Annotated in this window: 17 protein-coding genes and 3 tRNA genes; 13 read left to right on the top strand and 7 right to left on the bottom strand. The window is 45.1% G+C overall.

From position 1 onward, the window contains the following. Positions 1-36: 36 nt before the first annotated feature. From LZG74_RS06780 to LZG74_RS06790, 3 genes are all read right to left on the bottom strand, one after another. Positions 37-1134, bottom strand: a complete 1098-nt coding sequence (locus LZG74_RS06780) for an efflux RND transporter periplasmic adaptor subunit (protein WP_233795817.1) — start codon at positions 1132-1134, stop codon at positions 37-39. Between the two features lie 142 nt (positions 1135-1276). Further along, positions 1277-2524, bottom strand: a complete 1248-nt coding sequence (locus LZG74_RS06785) for a chorismate-binding protein (protein ID WP_233795818.1) — start codon at positions 2522-2524, stop codon at positions 1277-1279. A 45-nt stretch (positions 2525-2569) separates the two neighbouring features. Beyond that, a complete protein-coding gene (locus tag LZG74_RS06790) occupies positions 2570-2995 on the bottom strand; it encodes a hotdog fold thioesterase (RefSeq protein ID WP_233795819.1) in 426 nt (141 codons plus the stop codon). A gap of 85 nt (positions 2996-3080) precedes the next feature. Between LZG74_RS06790 and LZG74_RS06795 the strand changes: the two genes are divergently transcribed. From LZG74_RS06795 to LZG74_RS06810, 4 genes are all read left to right on the top strand, one after another. Next, positions 3081-3725: a histidine phosphatase family protein gene (locus LZG74_RS06795; protein ID WP_233795820.1), complete on the top strand. Its 645-nt coding sequence runs from the start codon at positions 3081-3083 to the stop codon at positions 3723-3725. Positions 3726-3829: 104 nt separating this feature from the next. Further along, positions 3830-4897, top strand: a complete 1068-nt coding sequence (locus LZG74_RS06800) for a sensor histidine kinase (RefSeq protein ID WP_233795821.1) — start codon at positions 3830-3832, stop codon at positions 4895-4897. 48 nt (positions 4898-4945) lie between these two features. Further along, complete coding sequence (locus LZG74_RS06805; protein ID WP_233795822.1) at positions 4946-5680, top strand: LytTR family DNA-binding domain-containing protein; 735 nt, start codon at positions 4946-4948, stop codon at positions 5678-5680. Positions 5681-5708: 28 nt separating this feature from the next. Continuing rightward, positions 5709-6524 (top strand): DUF3298 and DUF4163 domain-containing protein, encoded by an 816-nt coding sequence (locus LZG74_RS06810; RefSeq protein WP_233795823.1) that lies wholly within the window; start codon positions 5709-5711, stop codon positions 6522-6524. Here LZG74_RS06810 and radC read toward each other — a convergent pair whose 3' ends face one another. The 4 genes from radC to LZG74_RS06830 form a co-directional block, all read right to left on the bottom strand. Beyond that, entirely contained in the window at positions 6525-7229 is a 705-nt protein-coding gene (radC, locus tag LZG74_RS06815) for a RadC family protein (protein WP_233795824.1), read from the bottom strand. A gap of 58 nt (positions 7230-7287) precedes the next feature. Continuing rightward, positions 7288-8823 carry a tetratricopeptide repeat protein gene (locus LZG74_RS06820; protein ID WP_233795825.1) on the bottom strand — a complete coding sequence of 512 codons (1536 nt, stop codon included), beginning with the start codon at positions 8821-8823 and terminating at the stop codon, positions 7288-7290. Between the two features lie 65 nt (positions 8824-8888). Continuing rightward, positions 8889-9635, bottom strand: a complete 747-nt coding sequence (locus LZG74_RS06825) for a zinc ribbon domain-containing protein (RefSeq protein WP_233795826.1) — start codon at positions 9633-9635, stop codon at positions 8889-8891. 42 nt (positions 9636-9677) lie between these two features. Further along, positions 9678-10778: a Nif3-like dinuclear metal center hexameric protein gene (locus LZG74_RS06830; RefSeq protein WP_233795827.1), complete on the bottom strand. Its 1101-nt coding sequence runs from the start codon at positions 10776-10778 to the stop codon at positions 9678-9680. A gap of 160 nt (positions 10779-10938) precedes the next feature. On the opposite strand from LZG74_RS06830, the gene LZG74_RS06835 reads away from it, so the two are divergent. The 9 genes from LZG74_RS06835 (at position 10939) to LZG74_RS06875 (ending at position 17102) form a co-directional block, all read left to right on the top strand. Beyond that, positions 10939-11015, top strand: a tRNA-Asp gene (locus LZG74_RS06835). Positions 11016-11040: 25 nt separating this feature from the next. Beyond that, positions 11041-11145: transfer RNA gene (locus LZG74_RS06840), tRNA-OTHER, on the top strand. Between the two features lie 56 nt (positions 11146-11201). After that, positions 11202-11275 (top strand) — tRNA-Asp (locus LZG74_RS06845). A 328-nt stretch (positions 11276-11603) separates the two neighbouring features. Beyond that, positions 11604-11972, top strand: coding sequence for a type II toxin-antitoxin system RelE/ParE family toxin (locus LZG74_RS06850; RefSeq protein WP_233795828.1), 369 nt, complete (start codon positions 11604-11606; stop codon positions 11970-11972). Beyond that, positions 11935-12234, top strand: a complete 300-nt coding sequence (locus LZG74_RS06855) for a helix-turn-helix domain-containing protein (protein ID WP_233795829.1) — start codon at positions 11935-11937, stop codon at positions 12232-12234. Before LZG74_RS06850 ends, LZG74_RS06855 begins: the two co-directional genes overlap by 38 nt. A 47-nt stretch (positions 12235-12281) precedes the next feature. Further along, a complete protein-coding gene (locus LZG74_RS06860) occupies positions 12282-12644 on the top strand; it encodes an iron chaperone (RefSeq protein WP_233795830.1) in 363 nt (120 codons plus the stop codon). 264 nt (positions 12645-12908) lie between these two features. After that, positions 12909-15728 (top strand): PVC-type heme-binding CxxCH protein, encoded by a 2820-nt coding sequence (locus LZG74_RS06865; RefSeq protein ID WP_233796336.1) that lies wholly within the window; start codon positions 12909-12911, stop codon positions 15726-15728. A 452-nt stretch (positions 15729-16180) separates the two neighbouring features. Beyond that, on the top strand, positions 16181-16651 hold the full coding sequence (locus tag LZG74_RS06870) for an Lrp/AsnC ligand binding domain-containing protein (protein WP_026630987.1): 471 nt from the start codon (positions 16181-16183) through the stop codon (positions 16649-16651). A 97-nt stretch (positions 16652-16748) separates the two neighbouring features. Beyond that, complete coding sequence (locus LZG74_RS06875; protein ID WP_233795831.1) at positions 16749-17102, top strand: PadR family transcriptional regulator; 354 nt, start codon at positions 16749-16751, stop codon at positions 17100-17102. Positions 17103-17119 lie beyond the last annotated feature (17 nt).

Raw genomic sequence — 17119 nt, forward strand, 5'->3', positions numbered from 1 at the left:
GTCAGGTTCAAGGAAATAGTTGTTCTACCGCCGTAATTACTTCACAGCATTCAAGCTTTTTACGCTTCTCACTTTCACTGGGGCATCAGGACGGGCAAATAACACGCCCGAAACAACTACGGTATCCCCAACGCTCAGGCCACTGGTTACTTCAACTACTTCTTCACGTCTGTCACCAGTCTGGATTTCTACAAAAACCGCCTTGCCGCCCTTCACGGTAACCGCCTTTTTGCCCATTGCTTCCGGTATAATGCAGTTAGTAGGGATCAGGATACTGGATTTATTCGTACTGGCATTCAAATATACTTTCGCGAACGAACCCGGACTTGTGGAGCCGGAATTCAGCACAGCTCTTACCGTAATGTTCCTGGTAGACTGGTTAACCTGCGGTTCCAGGGCGATAATCCGTGCACTTTCTCTCTTTCCGGAATTCTGGTCCAGAAGCACTTCTACATTGGCACCTTTCCTTACATATTTCTGGTAAGTTTCAGGAATTGTAAAATCGATCCTAAGATTGGCCAGCTGCTGCATGGTAGCAAGGACGTTCGTTGGCGTCACGTAAGAACCTTCACTTACCTTCCTTAAACCTATAACACCCGTAAATGGCGCACGAATAATGGTTTTGTCAATCAAAGCCTGTGTGTAAGCCATATCCGCCTTAAATGTATTGACTTGGTTCACAGCCAGATCGTAATCGGCCTGGTTAATGCCGTTTACGGCCACAAGCTGTTTCAATCGCTTTTCAGTGGTTTCTGCAAGTTCGAGCTGCACTTTTGTACGGTTCAGCTGCGCCTGTAAATCCGCATTATTGATCCTGGCGATCACCGTTCCTTTGGAAACAGTTTGTCCCTCAGGAACATTGAGAAATGTAAGCAGTCCGCTTACTTCCGGTCTGAGTTCGGCAAATTCACTAGCAACAATTGTTCCGTTAACTTCGACCTTATCACTTACATTCTCAGTTTTGGCAATGATGACGTCAACGATCGTAGGTCCGCCACCACCCTTCGCCTGAAAAGTGTCCTTTTTTTCCTTGCATGAAAATGTGAAGAGAAGCGTACCCGAGAGGATTACAGAGGAGAGGGTTTTATTCAGGTTCGGTATTTTCGAAAATACAGACTTTGTGTTTGGATTCATAAAATAATAATTCCAGAGCTTTGGTTTAGGGGGCGTTGTTGTGAATAATATCGAAATTCGGGTCTTTCCCAAAATTATATATTAATCTAAAACCTATTGGACTTTTTTCTACTATAAAAGTTTAATAGCAGAAAATATATTTTTAGAATTCCTGCGCAATTACTTTCAGAAGTGTATCACATTTCATCTCCGTTTCTTCCCATTCCCGCTCAGGAATGGAATCTTCGGTGATGCCGGCACCCGCAAAAAATGTTGCTTTTCCATCTTTAAACCTCACCGTCCGCAGGTTTACAAAAAGATTTGTATCGCCGCCCACTTGTGCCGGCCCGATAAAGCCACTGTAAAATGAGCGGTCATAGCCTTCGATCTCGGTAAGGAATTGCAGGCTGGGAAGTTTCGGTACGCCGCAAACCGCAGAGGTCGGGTGCAGGAGTTTAAGCATCACAGACGCGAGCTCAGGAAAGTTCAACGTCGCCGTATCCACTTCAAAATCGGTCCTTAAATGATATAAATTACCAGCCAGAACTGTTTTAGGGCCGGTCTCCGTGTATTCCCGGAGGCGGATTTTTTTGAAACATTCCACAATGTAACGGCTAACCAGCGCATGTTCCTCAATCTCCTTTTCGCCCCAGCGAATATCAAACTTCGGGATAAGTTCACCAGCGTCATTCCGCGCGTTCTGCGTTCCCGCGAGCGACATTGTCCTGAAAGTGCCATTCGAATCCTGGCGTACCAATGCCTCCGGACTCGCCCCAAGCCACAACTCATTCTGATCGGGCAGGTTAACCAGTGAAACAAATGCATGCGGATATACTTTTGCCAGCTTGCAGAATGCTTTGGCGGGCTGAAAGTTTTCGGAATAGGCTAAGTCCTTTGTGCGGGATAAAACTACTTTTTTAAACTGCCCCTGGCGGATAGCAGATACAGCCAGCTCGACCGTCCTTTTGAAACGGTCGCGGGCATTCAGATCCGGTAATTCGTTTACGGCAATAGCATTGTGATAGGCATGCGGATTGGCATCTTTGGCAATTTCAGTGGCCAGCGTTACCAGCTTTATCACATCCGGATGTTCCTCGCTGACGTTATTTTCAATGTCTTTTATACTATTATCGTCAGAAAAAGTCAGAATAATGTCGCCTTCCAGAAACAGCACCTCCTGATCGGTTTCCCAATGAAAGTTGCTTACGACGAAGCCGGGTGAGAGTTTTTCGAGCTCAGGCTGACATTTTCGGATTCCGTCCCGAACCGAAATCAGCAGCTGAATTTCATTTCTGTGCGGTAATCTCCATAATGCCGACGGAAATCCCAATTGCCTGGATGCTGTCCAAAGCTCCTCAACCTGTAATCCCTCAAATATGGAAAGTCGTGTGTCGGTTTGTACTGAAAGCATTTAGTCTTTAATCTAATCGTTAGGTTATTTTTCTGCAAAATAATGTCAGCGGTCGGCATTCACAATAGCAACTGTCAGGCGGCTGATGCATACCAACTTTCTTTCTTCATTGGTGATTTGAATGTCCCAAATGTGAGTTGTCCTGCCCAGGTGGATCGGTCGCACAGTTCCGTAGACGAAACCCGCCCTGGCAGATCGGATATGATTTGCATTGATCTCCAAACCCACCGCATGTTGTTTATCAGGGTCGGGCAGACAAAGAAATGATGCAATGCTGCCCAATGTCTCTGCCAGAACAACAGATGCGCCGCCATGTAAAATTCCAAATGGCTGATGCGTACGTTTGTCCACTGGCATTCTTGCAGTTATATAATCATTTCCAATCTCCGTGAACTCAATTCCGAGGTGGTTGGAAATTGTATTCTGACTAAAAGAATGAAGTGCATCTAACGTAATGGATCTGGTGAACATATCTAAAAATTGTATAAATTTGTATCTGCTGAAAAGGTTAAAAACAAGGTATTTGCAAAATTAATATTTAAAAAATCCTATTATTTTGAAAAGAAAGTCTATCTACCTCATTCGTCACGGTGAAACAGATTTTAACCGCAGGGGAGTGGTTCAGGGAAGCGGTGTTGATTCCTTGCTGAATGAATGGGGCGAAGCCCAGGCTGCCGCTTTTTTTAATGCTTATCAACATGTTCCTTTTGATAAAATTTACACCTCTGATTTAAAACGAACACATCAAACTGTTCGTGGGTTCATCAGGCTTGGTATCCCTCATGAAAGTTATGCAGGGCTGAACGAGATCTCCTGGGGAAACCGCGAAGGCCGCGAACCGAACACGGGTGATAACAACTATTACCGCGAGCTGGTCACTGCCTGGAAAAACGGTCAGGTTGATCTTGCGGCGGAAGAGGGAGAAAGTCCTTTGCAGGTGCGCGAGCGCCAGATCCCGGTGATCGAGACCATTCTGTCCCGGCCGCACGAAAGAAATATCCTGATTGCCATGCACGGCCGCGCCATGCGGGTGCTGCTTACCACGCTTTTCAATCAGACTCTTGTTAATATGGATGATTACGAGCATAGTAACCTCTGTTTGTATAAAATCAACTATTCTTACGACACAGGGAAGTTTGAGCTGGAAGTGGCCAACAACATTACCCACCTGTTGTCTCTTGAAATTCCTCAAACTTTGTAAAAACCGTTTGTGTACATTCGTTTCCTTTGGTGTATTTGTGAACTGAGGTGCAGTTCACAGGGATACATTTGCCAAAGTTCAAACAGCACAACAGAAAAACCTTTATGTCCAAAAAACGTACTTATTGGACGTTACAAATTCTCGGCTGGACCTTACTGATCATGTTCGAGTATGTGCCTTATGCGCTTGAATTTGGTTTTGAAGTCGGAGTATTTTACACAGCATTAGCCAACATTCTTCTAGGCATTTGCCTCACGCACGTGTACAGGCTTGTGATCCGGAAATGGAACTGGTCTTCTTTACCGCTTCCGCGGCTCTCATTGCGCGTGATCGGCTCCGTTTTGTTATTGGGACTGATTATGACCCTGGTCAATCAGCCGATGGACAGAAAAGTGCTTGAACAAAATTTACTGAATCAGCCGCTTGTTTTCTGGGGTTACTACGCCAACTGGTGCAAAAACCTTCTTGCCTGGATCTTGTCTTACACTGTTTATCATTATATAGAACAAACCAGGCTTGCCGGATATGAGAAGATCATGCTGAAAATGTCCATGCGGGAAGCAGAGGCAAAGGTCCTCCGTTCACAGTTGAACCCGCATTTTACATTCAATGCATTGAACAGCATCCGCGCACTGGTGTATGAAGATCCTAAAAAAGCGCAGCTCAGTATCACACAGTTATCCAATATTTTACGAAATTCTTTGCTTGCAGACAGACGTAAAACGGTTGACTTGCAAGAAGAACTGAGAACTGTTGAAGATTATCTTGAACTTGAAAAGGTCCGCTATGAAGATCGTCTACGTTACTCCATAGCAACAGATCCGCAAGCCATTTACTGGCAAGTCCCACCTATGATGCTCCAAACTTTGGTCGAAAACGGCATTAAACATGGCGTTTCAAAGGAAATGGGTGGTGGATTTATCGATGTAAAATCGGAAATTGCAAACGAGCTGCTGATTATTACCATTCTCAACTCGGGAAATCTGGGTAACACGGATTCGGGAGGCGTTGGTTTAAAGAACACGGCCGAGCGGCTGTCTATTTTATATGGTAAGGGCGCAGCGTTCCGCATTTTTCAGGAGAAACAAGACGTGGTTTGCTCCGAAGTAAGGATTCCAATGTTGTCGGAGGGCGTGATGATGGTGGGTGAGGAGACAGGGAAACGCAACTGACAGCTTACATCAATTATTAAACTTCATTTAATTCCTAACTGACCTGTTATGAGGACTCTTATTGTCGACGACGAACGCCTTGCAAGAAATGAATTGAAAAGATTGCTGGAACCTTATACCAAGATTGACATTGTAGGGGAAGCGGCCAATGCGGAAGAGGCTTTGGTGATGATTGAAGAATTACAGCCGGAACTGCTGTTCCTGGACATTCAGATGCCAGGCAAAAATGGTTTCGAATTGCTTTCGTCTATTGAAGGAAAAAGTCCGGAAGTGATTTTTACAACTGCTTATGATGAATATGCGATCAAAGCATTTGAGTTCAATGCACTGGATTATTTGTTAAAACCAATTGATTCTGAGCGTTTAAAGGATACCATTCATCGCATCGAGGAAAATCAGGCGCAGCCGGAGGCACCTGCCCAGGCGCATGAACGTGCAGAAAAAGTGCTTGGCGAGAATGATCAGGTGTTCGTGAAAGACGGTGAGAAATGCTGGTTTGTGAAACTGGGCAAGATCCGCCTTTTTGAATCCATGGGAAACTACGTTCGTCTGCATTTTGATGATCAAAAACCTTTGGTATTAAAATCGCTAAATAATCTGGAAGAGCGGCTTGAACCCAACACTTACTTCCGCGCCAATCGCAAGCACATTATAAACCTGCACTGGATCGAAAAAATAGAACCCTGGTTTAGCGGCGGACTGCTTGTTACGCTGCAAGGCGGCGACAAAATCGAGATCTCGCGCCGTCAGGCCATCCGGTTTAAGGAGCTGATGAGTTTATAATTGCTTTTTCCATTTCATCGAAAATATAATGCGTTTGATTAAAATTGGTGCTTTCCTGCTGGCTGTGTCGTTCTTTACGGCCTGTAATCGTTCCGGCGAGCGGGAAAATTCGGAAGGCGGTCAGCAAAAACTTGTTGGCAGCAAAGTAAGTTCACAGTTTGGAGGTTGTGACACGGTTAATAGCAAAGGCATTTCCATCAAACTCAATTTATGGGAGCCATCCGATTCCAGCGAGGCTGCAAAGGCAATCCGGACAACATTAACACAGAAATCTCTTCAAAGAATCAACTCTTATGGAGATTCGGCCAGCATTGCTGCAAACCCGGAAGCAGGAAAAAGCATTAAAAGCGCCTTTGAAGTTTTTGAGAAAAATTACAACGACTTCAAAAAGGATTTTCCCGACGCTCCTGGTTGCTGGGAAGTGGAGCTGAAAGGCAACACGGTTTTTTCTACATCTAAAATCTTGTTTTACCAGCTCGATCATTACGCTTTCACCGGAGGCGCTCATCCCAATACATTCCGTTCCTACCATGCTTTTAATACAAAAACAGGAGCTGAAATTGAGATGAAAGACTTCGTTTCCGACTCTACCAAACTGCTAAGCCTGGTGGACAAGGCATTCAGAAAAACAGAAAAGCTAAGCGCGGAAACCGACCTGGAAGAGGCAGGTTATTTCCTGCTGAATCATAAGTTTGTGCTGCCGGTTGCTTACGTTTTCGTGCCTGACGGAATTTTGTTTTATTACAATCCCTACGAAATTGCCGCATATGCACGCGGGGCCATTCATTTTACGATTCCTTATGCCGAGCTGAATGGCGTGATTGACCGCGACAAGGTTTTCTGATCACATTTCACCGGCATCCATAAAGCTGTAATAACCATTATCTGTAAAGATCATATGATCCAGAACGGGCATGTCGAGCAATCGGCCTGCCTCTTTTATTTGTAATGTAAGTGAGGTATCAGCTTTGCTCGGCACAAGCTGCCCTGACGGGTGATTATGAACCAAAATGACAGAGCTGGCCAGGTTGTCTACGGCCAGTTTGAAAATTACTTTGACGTCCACAGACGTGCTCGAAACCCCGCCAACACTGATCTGAACGCACCGCATCACCTGGTTCGCCCGGTTTAAGAGGATGATCCAGAATTCCTCATTGGGCTTATCCAGCAAATACTGCTTCATTTCCTCATAGACACATTTCGAGCTCGTGATTTTCCGTTTTTGCTTGCCTATGAGGTCATTTCGCCTGCGGCCGAGTTCCAGCGCCGCCAGCACTGCGATCGCCTTCGCTTCGCCAATCCCGGGATGCTTCTTTAAATCGTTGACAGTGGCCTTTGCAAGTTCGTTAATGTTGTCGCCGCAAGTTTGCATGACGATTTTGGCGAGGTCCACAGCGGACATGCTAGGCGTTCCGGATCCGATAAGGATGGCGATCAGTTCTGCATCGGACAGCGCGGTCCTGCCTTTGTGCACGAATTTTTCACGCGGGCGGTCTTCCTCAGACCAGCTTAAAATTTTCAGAGGGTTTTTGAATCCGTTTTTTGACATAAAGGAAATAGATGACTTTTCCTTTTAGACGTGGTTACGGGAGAATGGTCACAAAAAATTATTGGCCTAGTGTAGTGAGCGCGGCGCGGGCCTTATTGTCAATGCTGTTTTTGTATTCGTGTTTCTTGAATGCCATTGCTTTCTTGAAGTGAGCAATTGCGTTGGGCTTGTCGTTTTTTTCTAAGAAAATATAGCCCAGCTGCAACGCAGAGGCTGCTCCAAAGCCAGCGGCCTCTTGTTGTGCGATGGTAAGCGCCCTGTTGTAATAGGGAATTGCAGATGCAGCCTGACCCGATTTTTGAAGAATCCTTCCTTTCCTGTAATTAAATTCCGCTTTCTCTTCGGTCGATATGAATGATTTTTCGGTAACCGTTTCCATCAGCGATGAGGCAGTTTTCAGATAACCTCCGTCCGTCGCGTATCGTGCTTTGTAAAGGATTTTTTGACGTGGATTTATTTTTCCGGAAAGGAATTCTGCCGCAATCCGTTCCGCAAGTTGATCGGCTTCGATGATTGCACTGCCGGCTGCTTTAACTTTTTTAATGTAAACATTCGCTTGCTGGTCCTCATCATTAAGCCAATGCGACATGAACAGTTTAAGATTGCTGTCTTTGATGTAGTTGAAGCCGTTATATTGCTTCAAAAATAATGTATAATGCTCACCAGCTTGCTTATAATTACCCTTTTGTAGACTGATTTCCCCCTTTAAATACTCCAAAAAAGGGAAGGAAATGTACGGATCTCCGGAAGGTGCGTCGGCAAGGAACTGTGCTGCTTCATCGCTCTTACCTTCCTTCATCAAAACAGTTGTTGCAAAGAAATGGATCAAGAGGTTATCCGGCTGTTGCTTGGGCCACTGCCGCAGGCGCGTTTGTTGAGCAGGTGAGAGTTGTAATGTGTAGGCGTGCAATAGCAAGTCGATCAGCTCGGCCTCCTGTTTGAAAAAAGGCACCTCTTTTTCAACAATGCGCAACTCGTTGATCCCATTTTGAATGTTGCCTTTTAAGCCCAGAATTTTGGCTACCCATCCATAGTTTTCTGGAATAGAGCCGATTAGGACATGTAAAAGCCCTAGTGATTTTAGTGTGGGAAGGAAATCGGGAAAGCGTTTTCGATTCTCTTCCAAAAGCTTATAAGCCTTGATAATTTCCCACGATCCACTGACTTCATTTCCAAATTTAAGCTTGGCAAATGCCCAATGCAGGCGGATCTCGGCTTGCAGAAAACGTTTGTAAGGAGAATTATCAGGCAGATTTCCAATCGCCTGTAAACGGGGATTTTCAAGCTGTGACAATTCCTTATAAGCCTTTTTATCCTCGGAAATCAGTAAATAATGCAGGTCAGCATAATTGTCCAGATAGGGAATAAATGCGTTGGTTTTTTCCGTGTTGCGTTCCGCATTGATTAATGCCCGGGCAGATGGTAAACGCAGTTTTTGAATGTCAAAATAGGCTTTTTGAAGCTTTGGCGTAAAGATAACGTCATATTGTAAGTCTTCGGCTTGCACGGAAAAAGCGCATACAAGCAGCGAAGCCAGCATTGCTTGCCCCAGGAATGCAGTTACGGAAATATGCCGGATACTTTTCCAATTCATGTTTGTAAGCACATAAAAAAAAGGTTGTCCGGGTAAGACAACCTCTTAATCTTTTATATGGAATGTTATCTGCGCTGATGAACAGGCTCAACACTTTCAACGTCTGCAAGGATACGTCCGCAATGTTCGCAAACAATCAGTTTTTTGCGTTCACGGATATCAGCCTGGCGTTGTGGGGGAACGATGCTGAAACATCCTCCGCAAGCACCGCGTGACACGTGCACGACAGCCAGACCATTCATTGAGTTATCACGGATTTTCTGATAAGATTTCAATAAGCGGTCTTCGATTTTCTTGACATGCTTTTCTCTCTCTACGATCAGTCCTTTTTCCTCAGCTTCACTTTCGCTTGTAATGACGTTCAATTCGCCTTTTTTCGCTTTCAAATCTTCGTTTCTTTCATTTAAAACGGACTCCGCACGATTTGCGTCATCTTCGATCAGGCGGATACGGGCTTTGGCTTCGTTGATTTTCTTATCAGCCAATTGCATATCAAGCTCTTGCAATTCAATTTCTTTGGTGATCGCATCATACTCACGGTTGTTGCGAACATTCATTTGCTGATCCTTGTATTTTTTGATCAGTTTTTCACCTTCTTTCTGAGCGTTCTTGAAATTATCGATCTCAGAGTTCAGGTTGGCGATTTCACTTCTAAACTTGCCTAAACGTGTTTCAAAGCCAATAATTTCATCTTCCAGATCCCGTACTTCCTCAGGAAGATCACCACGCGTTTTCAGTATTTCGTCAAGGCTTGAATCAATTTCCTGCAATTTCAGGAGAGCGTCTAATTTTTGTGCGATTGTGTTTTCCATGTATGTCTTTAATGGACTTGTTTCAATGCGTAAAGTGAAGGTTTAAACAAAATATCGTACCGGATTGGTATTGACTTCTGACAAACAGAGTGCAAAATTAGGGAATTTTCCCGATAAATAGTTATACAGTAAATTTTTCGTAAACACTTCGCTCTCGTAATGTCCGATATCGCAGATCATAATGCTGCTTTCTGCATCGAAAAACTCGTGGTACTTGTAGTCGGCGGTTACAAAGATATCTGCACCTGCCCCAATCGCGTTCGGCAATAAAAAACTGCCGGCCCCTCCGCAAACAGCGATCCGCTGGACCGCATTTCTCACCGGTTTGGTATGCTTGATCACATGCAAATTCATTTTTTCTTTTAGCAAATGCAAAAATGCTTCCGTTTCGACGGGCTCCGGCAACTCGCCATACGCACCCGCGCCCACTTCCTGGTTTTCGTTTTCCAGCGAGGATAGATAATAGGCCACTTCTTCATAAGGATGCGCCTGCCGCAGTGCACGAAGGATCTGGGATTCCAGGTAGGAAGGAAAAATGAGTTCAGCCCTATGTTCCCTCACTTCCTCTTGCTCTCCATTTTTGCCGATGACCGGATTGGCCGCAGCATTCGGCCTGAATGTTCCCGTTCCTTCTGTTTTGAAACTGCAATTTGAATAATTGCCAATGTTCCCTGCGCCCGCATCGTGAAGCGCGTTAAGAATGGATTGCGTGTTTGCGACTGGCGAGAAGAATGTTAGTTTGGACAAAATCTGCTTTTTCGGAGCAAGGACACGGATATTTTCCAATCCAAGCAAGTTTGCGATTTGCCAGTTTACGCCGTTGGTAACGTGGTCGAGGTTGGTGTGGGTTGCATAAATGGCAATATCGTTTTTGATGGCTTTCAGCACAGTCCGTTCCACATAATTTTTGCCGTTCAGTTTTTTCAGTCCTTTAAAAACTATGGGGTGATGCGCTACAATCAGGTTGCAATTCCGGTCGATTGCCTCGGCAACCACTTCCTCAGTCACATCCAGCGTCAGCAATACGCCGGAGACCTCAACCTGGCCTGATCCTACGATTAATCCGGCATTATCATAACTTTCCTGATAGGCCGGCGGAGCCAGTTGTTCGAGAACCTGAATAATTTCTTTTATAAATGTCATTTTTGTGTAGGATACAACTGTTTCACTTTCAGATTCTTCATTAATCTGACACTAATATTTTGCAAATAAATAACTAAATTGGCGTCGTAAGTATTGCAATGGAAAATAATAATACTAGTTTTGCACCACGTTTTACAGGAAAGTGCTGTGAAATTAGTCTGGTTTGGTAGTTCAGTTGGTTAGAATACATGCCTGTCACGCATGGGGTCGCGGGTTCGAGTCCCGTCCAGACCGCCAGAAGAGTTGAAGTTTTGAAATTATTGGTTTGGTAGTTCAGTTGGTTAGAATACATGCCCGGCCTACGTTAGGTGTCACGCATGGGGTCGCGGACTTACGCAGCCCGGTTCGAGTCCCGTCCAGACCGCCAGAAAAGTTTAAATGTTATCCGCAAGGATGGCAAATTAGTGAAGTTCTTTATTTAATGGTTTGGTAGTTCAGTTGGTTAGAATACATGCCTGTCACGCATGGGGTCGCGGGTTCGAGTCCCGTCCAGACCGCAGAAAGCTCAGAGAAATCTGGGCTTTTTTCGTTTTTAAGCGTTTCGCTTAGTATTTCAGTTGGTTAGATTATCTGGCCGGGCCGCGCAGCCTGTCACGCAGGAAAGCGGGCCGCGCGGTTCGTGTCCCGCCGGAATGCCGTACCACCAGACCGCAGAAAGCTCAGAGAAATCTGGGCTTTTTCGTTTTTAAGCGTTTCAATTTTCATATTGCGAATGCACGAATCCGCATTAACTAACTCCGCAAAATAAATTGGCCACTCAGTATCACGAAAAAGTTGCCCCCGCGAATAATAATGTGCACTTTGGGGCAACTTTTTGTATATTCGATGAAGAAACCACACAGACATCGCACTATTATATTTTATGAGGACTATTTTCAGGCGTTCTTCTCCCGGCAGCGTGAGAAAGTCAGAGAAAAGATTATCTGGACTTTAAGCCTGCTGCAAGAGCTTCCGCGAATTCCAGAAACATATCTGAAGCACATTGAAGATACGGAAGGACTTTATGAAATCCGGGTGCAGCATGGGAGCGATATCTTTCGCATCTTTTGCTTTTTTGACGAGGGAAAACTGGTTGTGCTTGCCAATGGTTTTCAGAAGAAGACCCAGAAGACGCCAAAGAAAGAAATAGCATTAGCACTCAGAATTAAATCAGATTATGAAAACGAAAAAAGTAACAACATTAGATCATTTTAAGGATCAGCATTATGGCTTGGTTGGAAGCGCAGAAAGAGATGCACTGGAAGCCGGATATGAGCATTTTAAGATTGGAGCCATGCTTCACGAGGCGCGATTGCAGAAGGGGCTGACGCAGGAGGAATTGGCAACTAAGGTCGGAACGACGAGGTCTTATATTTCTAAAATCGAAAATAACATTAAAGAAGTCAGGATATCAACGCTACAAAGAATTGTTGAATTAGGTTTGGGTGGGCATTTGGAATTATCCATTAAATTGTAACAAGTTTTTAAACCCAAAGCACTTACGTTCCCTAACTAATGCCTGATATGCAGTCCTCTAAACCAAAAAACATCGATGAATACATTGCTAACTTCCCTTCGGGAGTGCAGGAGGCTTTGCGGCAGATTCGGGGAGTGGTGCGGGAGGCTGCTCCGGAGGCGGAGGAGACGATTGCTTACGATATGCCAACATTTAATCTGAATGGGACTTATCTGATTTATTTCGCGGCTTGGAAAAAGCATATTGCGTTGTATCCTGTTTCTGCGGCATTGGCGGAATCATTGAAAGCGGATCTTGAAGGCTATAAAGGCACGAAAGGTTCGGTGCATTTTCCGATCGATAAACCGATGCCGCTAGAACTCATCGCTAAAATTGTCGCCTGGCGATTGGAAGAAAACAGCAAGTCCTGACATTTTAATGCTCCTCTATTGACGGCTTTTGCCAATAAGTATAACCTTGCCGTCGCGTCCTTTTTTAAAAACTCCTCTATTCGCGTCCCGGATTATTGAAAAGTTTAGTGTGGTGTAAACTCAACTGCACTGGGCCGTATCTATTGCTTTTTTTGATTTTAAATGGATTATTTTTAGCCCAATATATTAATTCCTATGTCCACACTTCCAAAATCATTGTTGCTGTCATTTATTGTTGGCTTGACGGCATTGCAAACACCGCTCATGGCGCAAAAGCCGAAAACTTCCCTAGCCAAAGCAACTGAGACCAAGTCGGATACCGGGAAATTTGATCGGGAATATGCATTAGAGGCGACCATGCTGGGCTACTTCGCTCCGGATGGTGCGCGCAATCCGACATTAAAGGCCAATAAAGGGGATAAGGTCCGCATAAAAATCACCAACGGCGAGCTGATGACGCATGACATATCGCTGGAAAAGCTGGGGCTTAAAAGCAAAGTGATCCTGGAAAAGGGTTCTAGTACGAGCATCAACTTCGTGGCGAAGGAAAGTGATACTTATTTCTGTTCCGTGCCGGGACACCGCGCGGCGGGCATGGTAGGAAGTTTCGAAGTAGTGGAAGGGAATGTGAACGAGATGACAGTTGCCGGGCAGTTCCCTATGAAGGATGGCCAGCCGCTGAACCTGAATTTTGAAACGGGCACATTGAAAGACTGGACAGCAAAGGGCGATGCTTTTGCCAATCCGTTACTCAGCGAGGACCCCTCGCCGGTGCATGAAAAAGACATGAAAATCGGTTTTGACGGCAAATATTTCCTGAGCAGCGGCGGCAATAAAAATTACAAAGCGACGGGAACCTTAACCTCAGCGCCATTTAAAGTGACACAACCTTTCGCGGCATTTAAAGTTTCGGGCGGCGCATTGGCGGATACACGCGTGGAGCTGATCCTGGCCGGGACGGACAGCATTATTTATCACATCACCGGGCAAGGGCGCGCCACTTTACAGCCTGCAGTTGTTGATTTACAAAAATACTTAGACAAAGAAATCTTCATCCGAATTATTGATAATGAGACGGGTATATCGCAAATTCCTTACATCGCAGACGATAAATGGGCGCATATCAATTTTGATGAATTCCTATTCTACCCAAGCCGCCCCGAATTTCCCAATGAGCTCAAACAAAAAGATATCATTATCCTCCCGCCGCTGGATCCGGTCCTGAATGCAGGACTTTCGGGCGAAAAAGCGGCTGCCGCCATGACGCCGCCGAAAGGTTTCAAAGTCACATTGGCAGCATCTGAGCCGGAAGTGGTGAAGCCTATTGCTTTTACAATTGATGCAAAAGGCCGGTTATGGGTGGTGGAAGGGCATACTTATCCCGTTCGTGCGCCGGAAGGGCAGGGTAGGGACCGCATTTTAATCCTGGAAGACACGAATGGTGATGGCACATTGGATAGTAAAAAAGTTTTTGCAGAAAACCTCAATTTAATTAGTGGGATAGAAGTGGGCATGGGTGGCGTTTGGCTGGGTTCGGCTCCCAATATGCTCTTTATTCCAATTGACCCTAAAACGGACAAACCGGCTGGCCCCGAGCAAATTTTGCTGGACGGATGGGGCCTGGACGATACGCATGAAGTTTTGAACAGCTTCCGCTGGGGACCTGACGGCTGGCTATACGGAACGCACGGCGTTTTTACGAATTCTGTGGTTGGCAAGCCGGGAACACCAGCGGCAGACAGGGCAGAAATCAATGGCGGCGTATGGCGTTACCATCCCACATTGCAGAAATTCGAGGTTTTTGCAGAAGGTTCTAGCAATCCATGGGGCATTGATTTCAATGATTACGGGCATCCGTTTATTACGGTGTGCGTAATCCCGCATATGTATCACGTCATTCAAGGCGCGCGTTACCAGCGTCAGGCGGGCAAGCACTTTAATCCATATACTTACGACGATATCAAGACCATCGGCGACCACGTCCACTGGTTAGGCGAACGCGGTCCGCATGCGGGCAACTTCCGTTCGGCTGCTGCTGGCGGCGGGCACGCGCATGCCGGGGCGATGATTTATCTTGGAAACAGCTGGCCAAAGGAATATCGCAATGAGATCTTCATGAACAACATTAACGGCGCCCGCATGAATATTGACCATTTTGAGAAAAAAGGGTCAGGTTATGTAGCGCAGCACCGGCCGGATTTTCTGGCAATGAACGATTCCTGGTCGCAATGGCTGAATTTCAAATATGATGCAAGTGGCTCGGTTTGGGCGATAGACTGGTACGACAAAAACCAATGTCACAGTCCTAACCCGGACGTGCATGACAAAACGATGGGTAGAATTTTCAAGATCACGCATGAAAATGACAAATGGGTGAAAGTGGACCTGACAAAGGCATCGGATATGGAATTGGTTAATTATCAGCTTAATGATAACGATTACTACGTAAGACAGGCGCGCACACTTTTGCAGGAACGAGGTCCCAATAAGAAAGTGCACAAAGCATTAAAGGACATGTTAGCCAAGAACCCGGACGTAACCCGCAAGCTGCGTGCATTGTGGACGCTGCATGTGACCAAAGGTCTGGAAGACAAAGATCTCATGGAGTTGCTGGGCAATGAAAACGAATACATCAGAAGCTGGTCTGTGCAGTTGCTTACGGAAGACAAACAAGTCTCGCCGGAAGCATTAAAGAAATTCACAGAAATGGCCCAGAATGACCAATCTGCCATGGTAAGGCTTTATCTGGCGTCAGGAATGCTCCGGCTTGATCCCGCTCAGCGTTGGGATGTGGTGGATGCATTGATGCAGAAAGAAGAGGATACAGATGACCATAATCTGCCGCTCATGGTCTGGTATGCTGCTGAACCGCTAGCGGCAATGGATATGAAAAGGGCACTGCAAATGGCCGAGAAAGCGAAACTGCCTAAAATTCTGCCGTATACCATCCAGCGCGTGGCTGCCATCGGGACAGAAGATTCGAAAAAGGTTTTGAAGGACCTGAATGACAAGTTAGGGAAAATGCATTCGAATGAAAATCATGAGAGCCAAATGCTGATTGGTAAGGTGCTTGATGAGAAATAGGTGTAAAAAAAACACGCAGGTTTCAAAATGAACCCGCGTGTCAAATTACACTTCATCAACAAACTAAAAACCAAATAAAACTAATACGAAAAAATTCGCTTGTCAAGTTTTTTTTGCTGTAGGAGGGGGATTCGAACCACCCACGGTGCGGTTAGCTACGGTACAAATACTGTTGGTGGTCCACCCCAGTCGACTTGCGTCGGCATTATGCCGCGTTTATCCCTTATTCACCACCCCCGAGACAGGAGGGCATGGCTGCCAATTTCATCACCCTACAATGTGACATTTCTCATTGCAAGAGGCATTTATTAAACATGCCTCATACTTTGGTTCTGCAAAACTAAAACTTCTAGACTAAAATATAAAATATTTTCATTTAAAATTGTTAAAATTTACAATTGTTTCATAATTTGGATAGGATTATTATGAAAAATTCAAACATTGAATGTTAAATGCAGAAATATTCAGATATAGACAGCACGGATTTGCGCATACTTTCTCTGCTTATTGAAAATGCGGCACTGCCCTATACAGAAATTGGAAAAAGGGTATTTGTATCGGGCGGTACCGTACACGTTCGCATGAAAAAGCTCGAACAGATGGGTATTGTAAAGGGCTCACAGCTCGTCATCGACCCTGCCAAACTGGGTTGGGACATCAGTGCATTTTTAGGAATTTACCTGGATAAGAGCTCGCTCTACGAACAAGTGGCGACCGAGCTCGAAGGCATTCCGGAAGTTGTGAACATTCATTATACGACAGGTATTTATAGTATATTCTTAAAGATCGTATGCCGTGATACGGGACATTTGCGTGAAATCCTCCACGACAAGATCCAGAAGGTAAACGGCATCCAGCGAACCGAAACCTTCATTTCCCTCGAAGAGCGCATTAACCGCTCCATTCCGCTGGCCGAGAGTTAAAATTTGAGACAATCATTTGCAGAGCAAAATAAATCTGATAATTTTGTATTGTATATATAAAAAACTTATATATATTTGTTCAGAAACAAAATCACTCATGGAGAATAACGCAACGAGTAACGAGTACGTACGCGGTACATTGAAAACCATAGTTTTGAACCTATTGGCTGAGCATGACCGGATGTACGGATATGAGATAACCCAGGAGGTAAAAGAAAGAACAGGCGGCGCTATCGCATTGACATTTGGTGCATTATATCCTGTTTTACATAAATTGGAACAAGAAGGAATGCTGGTAACGGAGTCGGTTGAGGTGGATGGACGTTTGAGAAAATATTATTCACTGACAACCCCTGGAAATGAGGCCGCCCGTAATAAAACCAATGACCTTGAACGTTTTATAGATGCTGTAAGATTATTATTGGCCCCGAAAAGTTTGGCAACTGAGTAAAACCTTGTTACATGGCT

Source organism: Dyadobacter sp. CY327 (assembly GCF_021390415.1).
In the GTDB taxonomy this organism is placed as follows: domain Bacteria; phylum Bacteroidota; class Bacteroidia; order Cytophagales; family Spirosomataceae; genus Dyadobacter; species Dyadobacter chenhuakuii.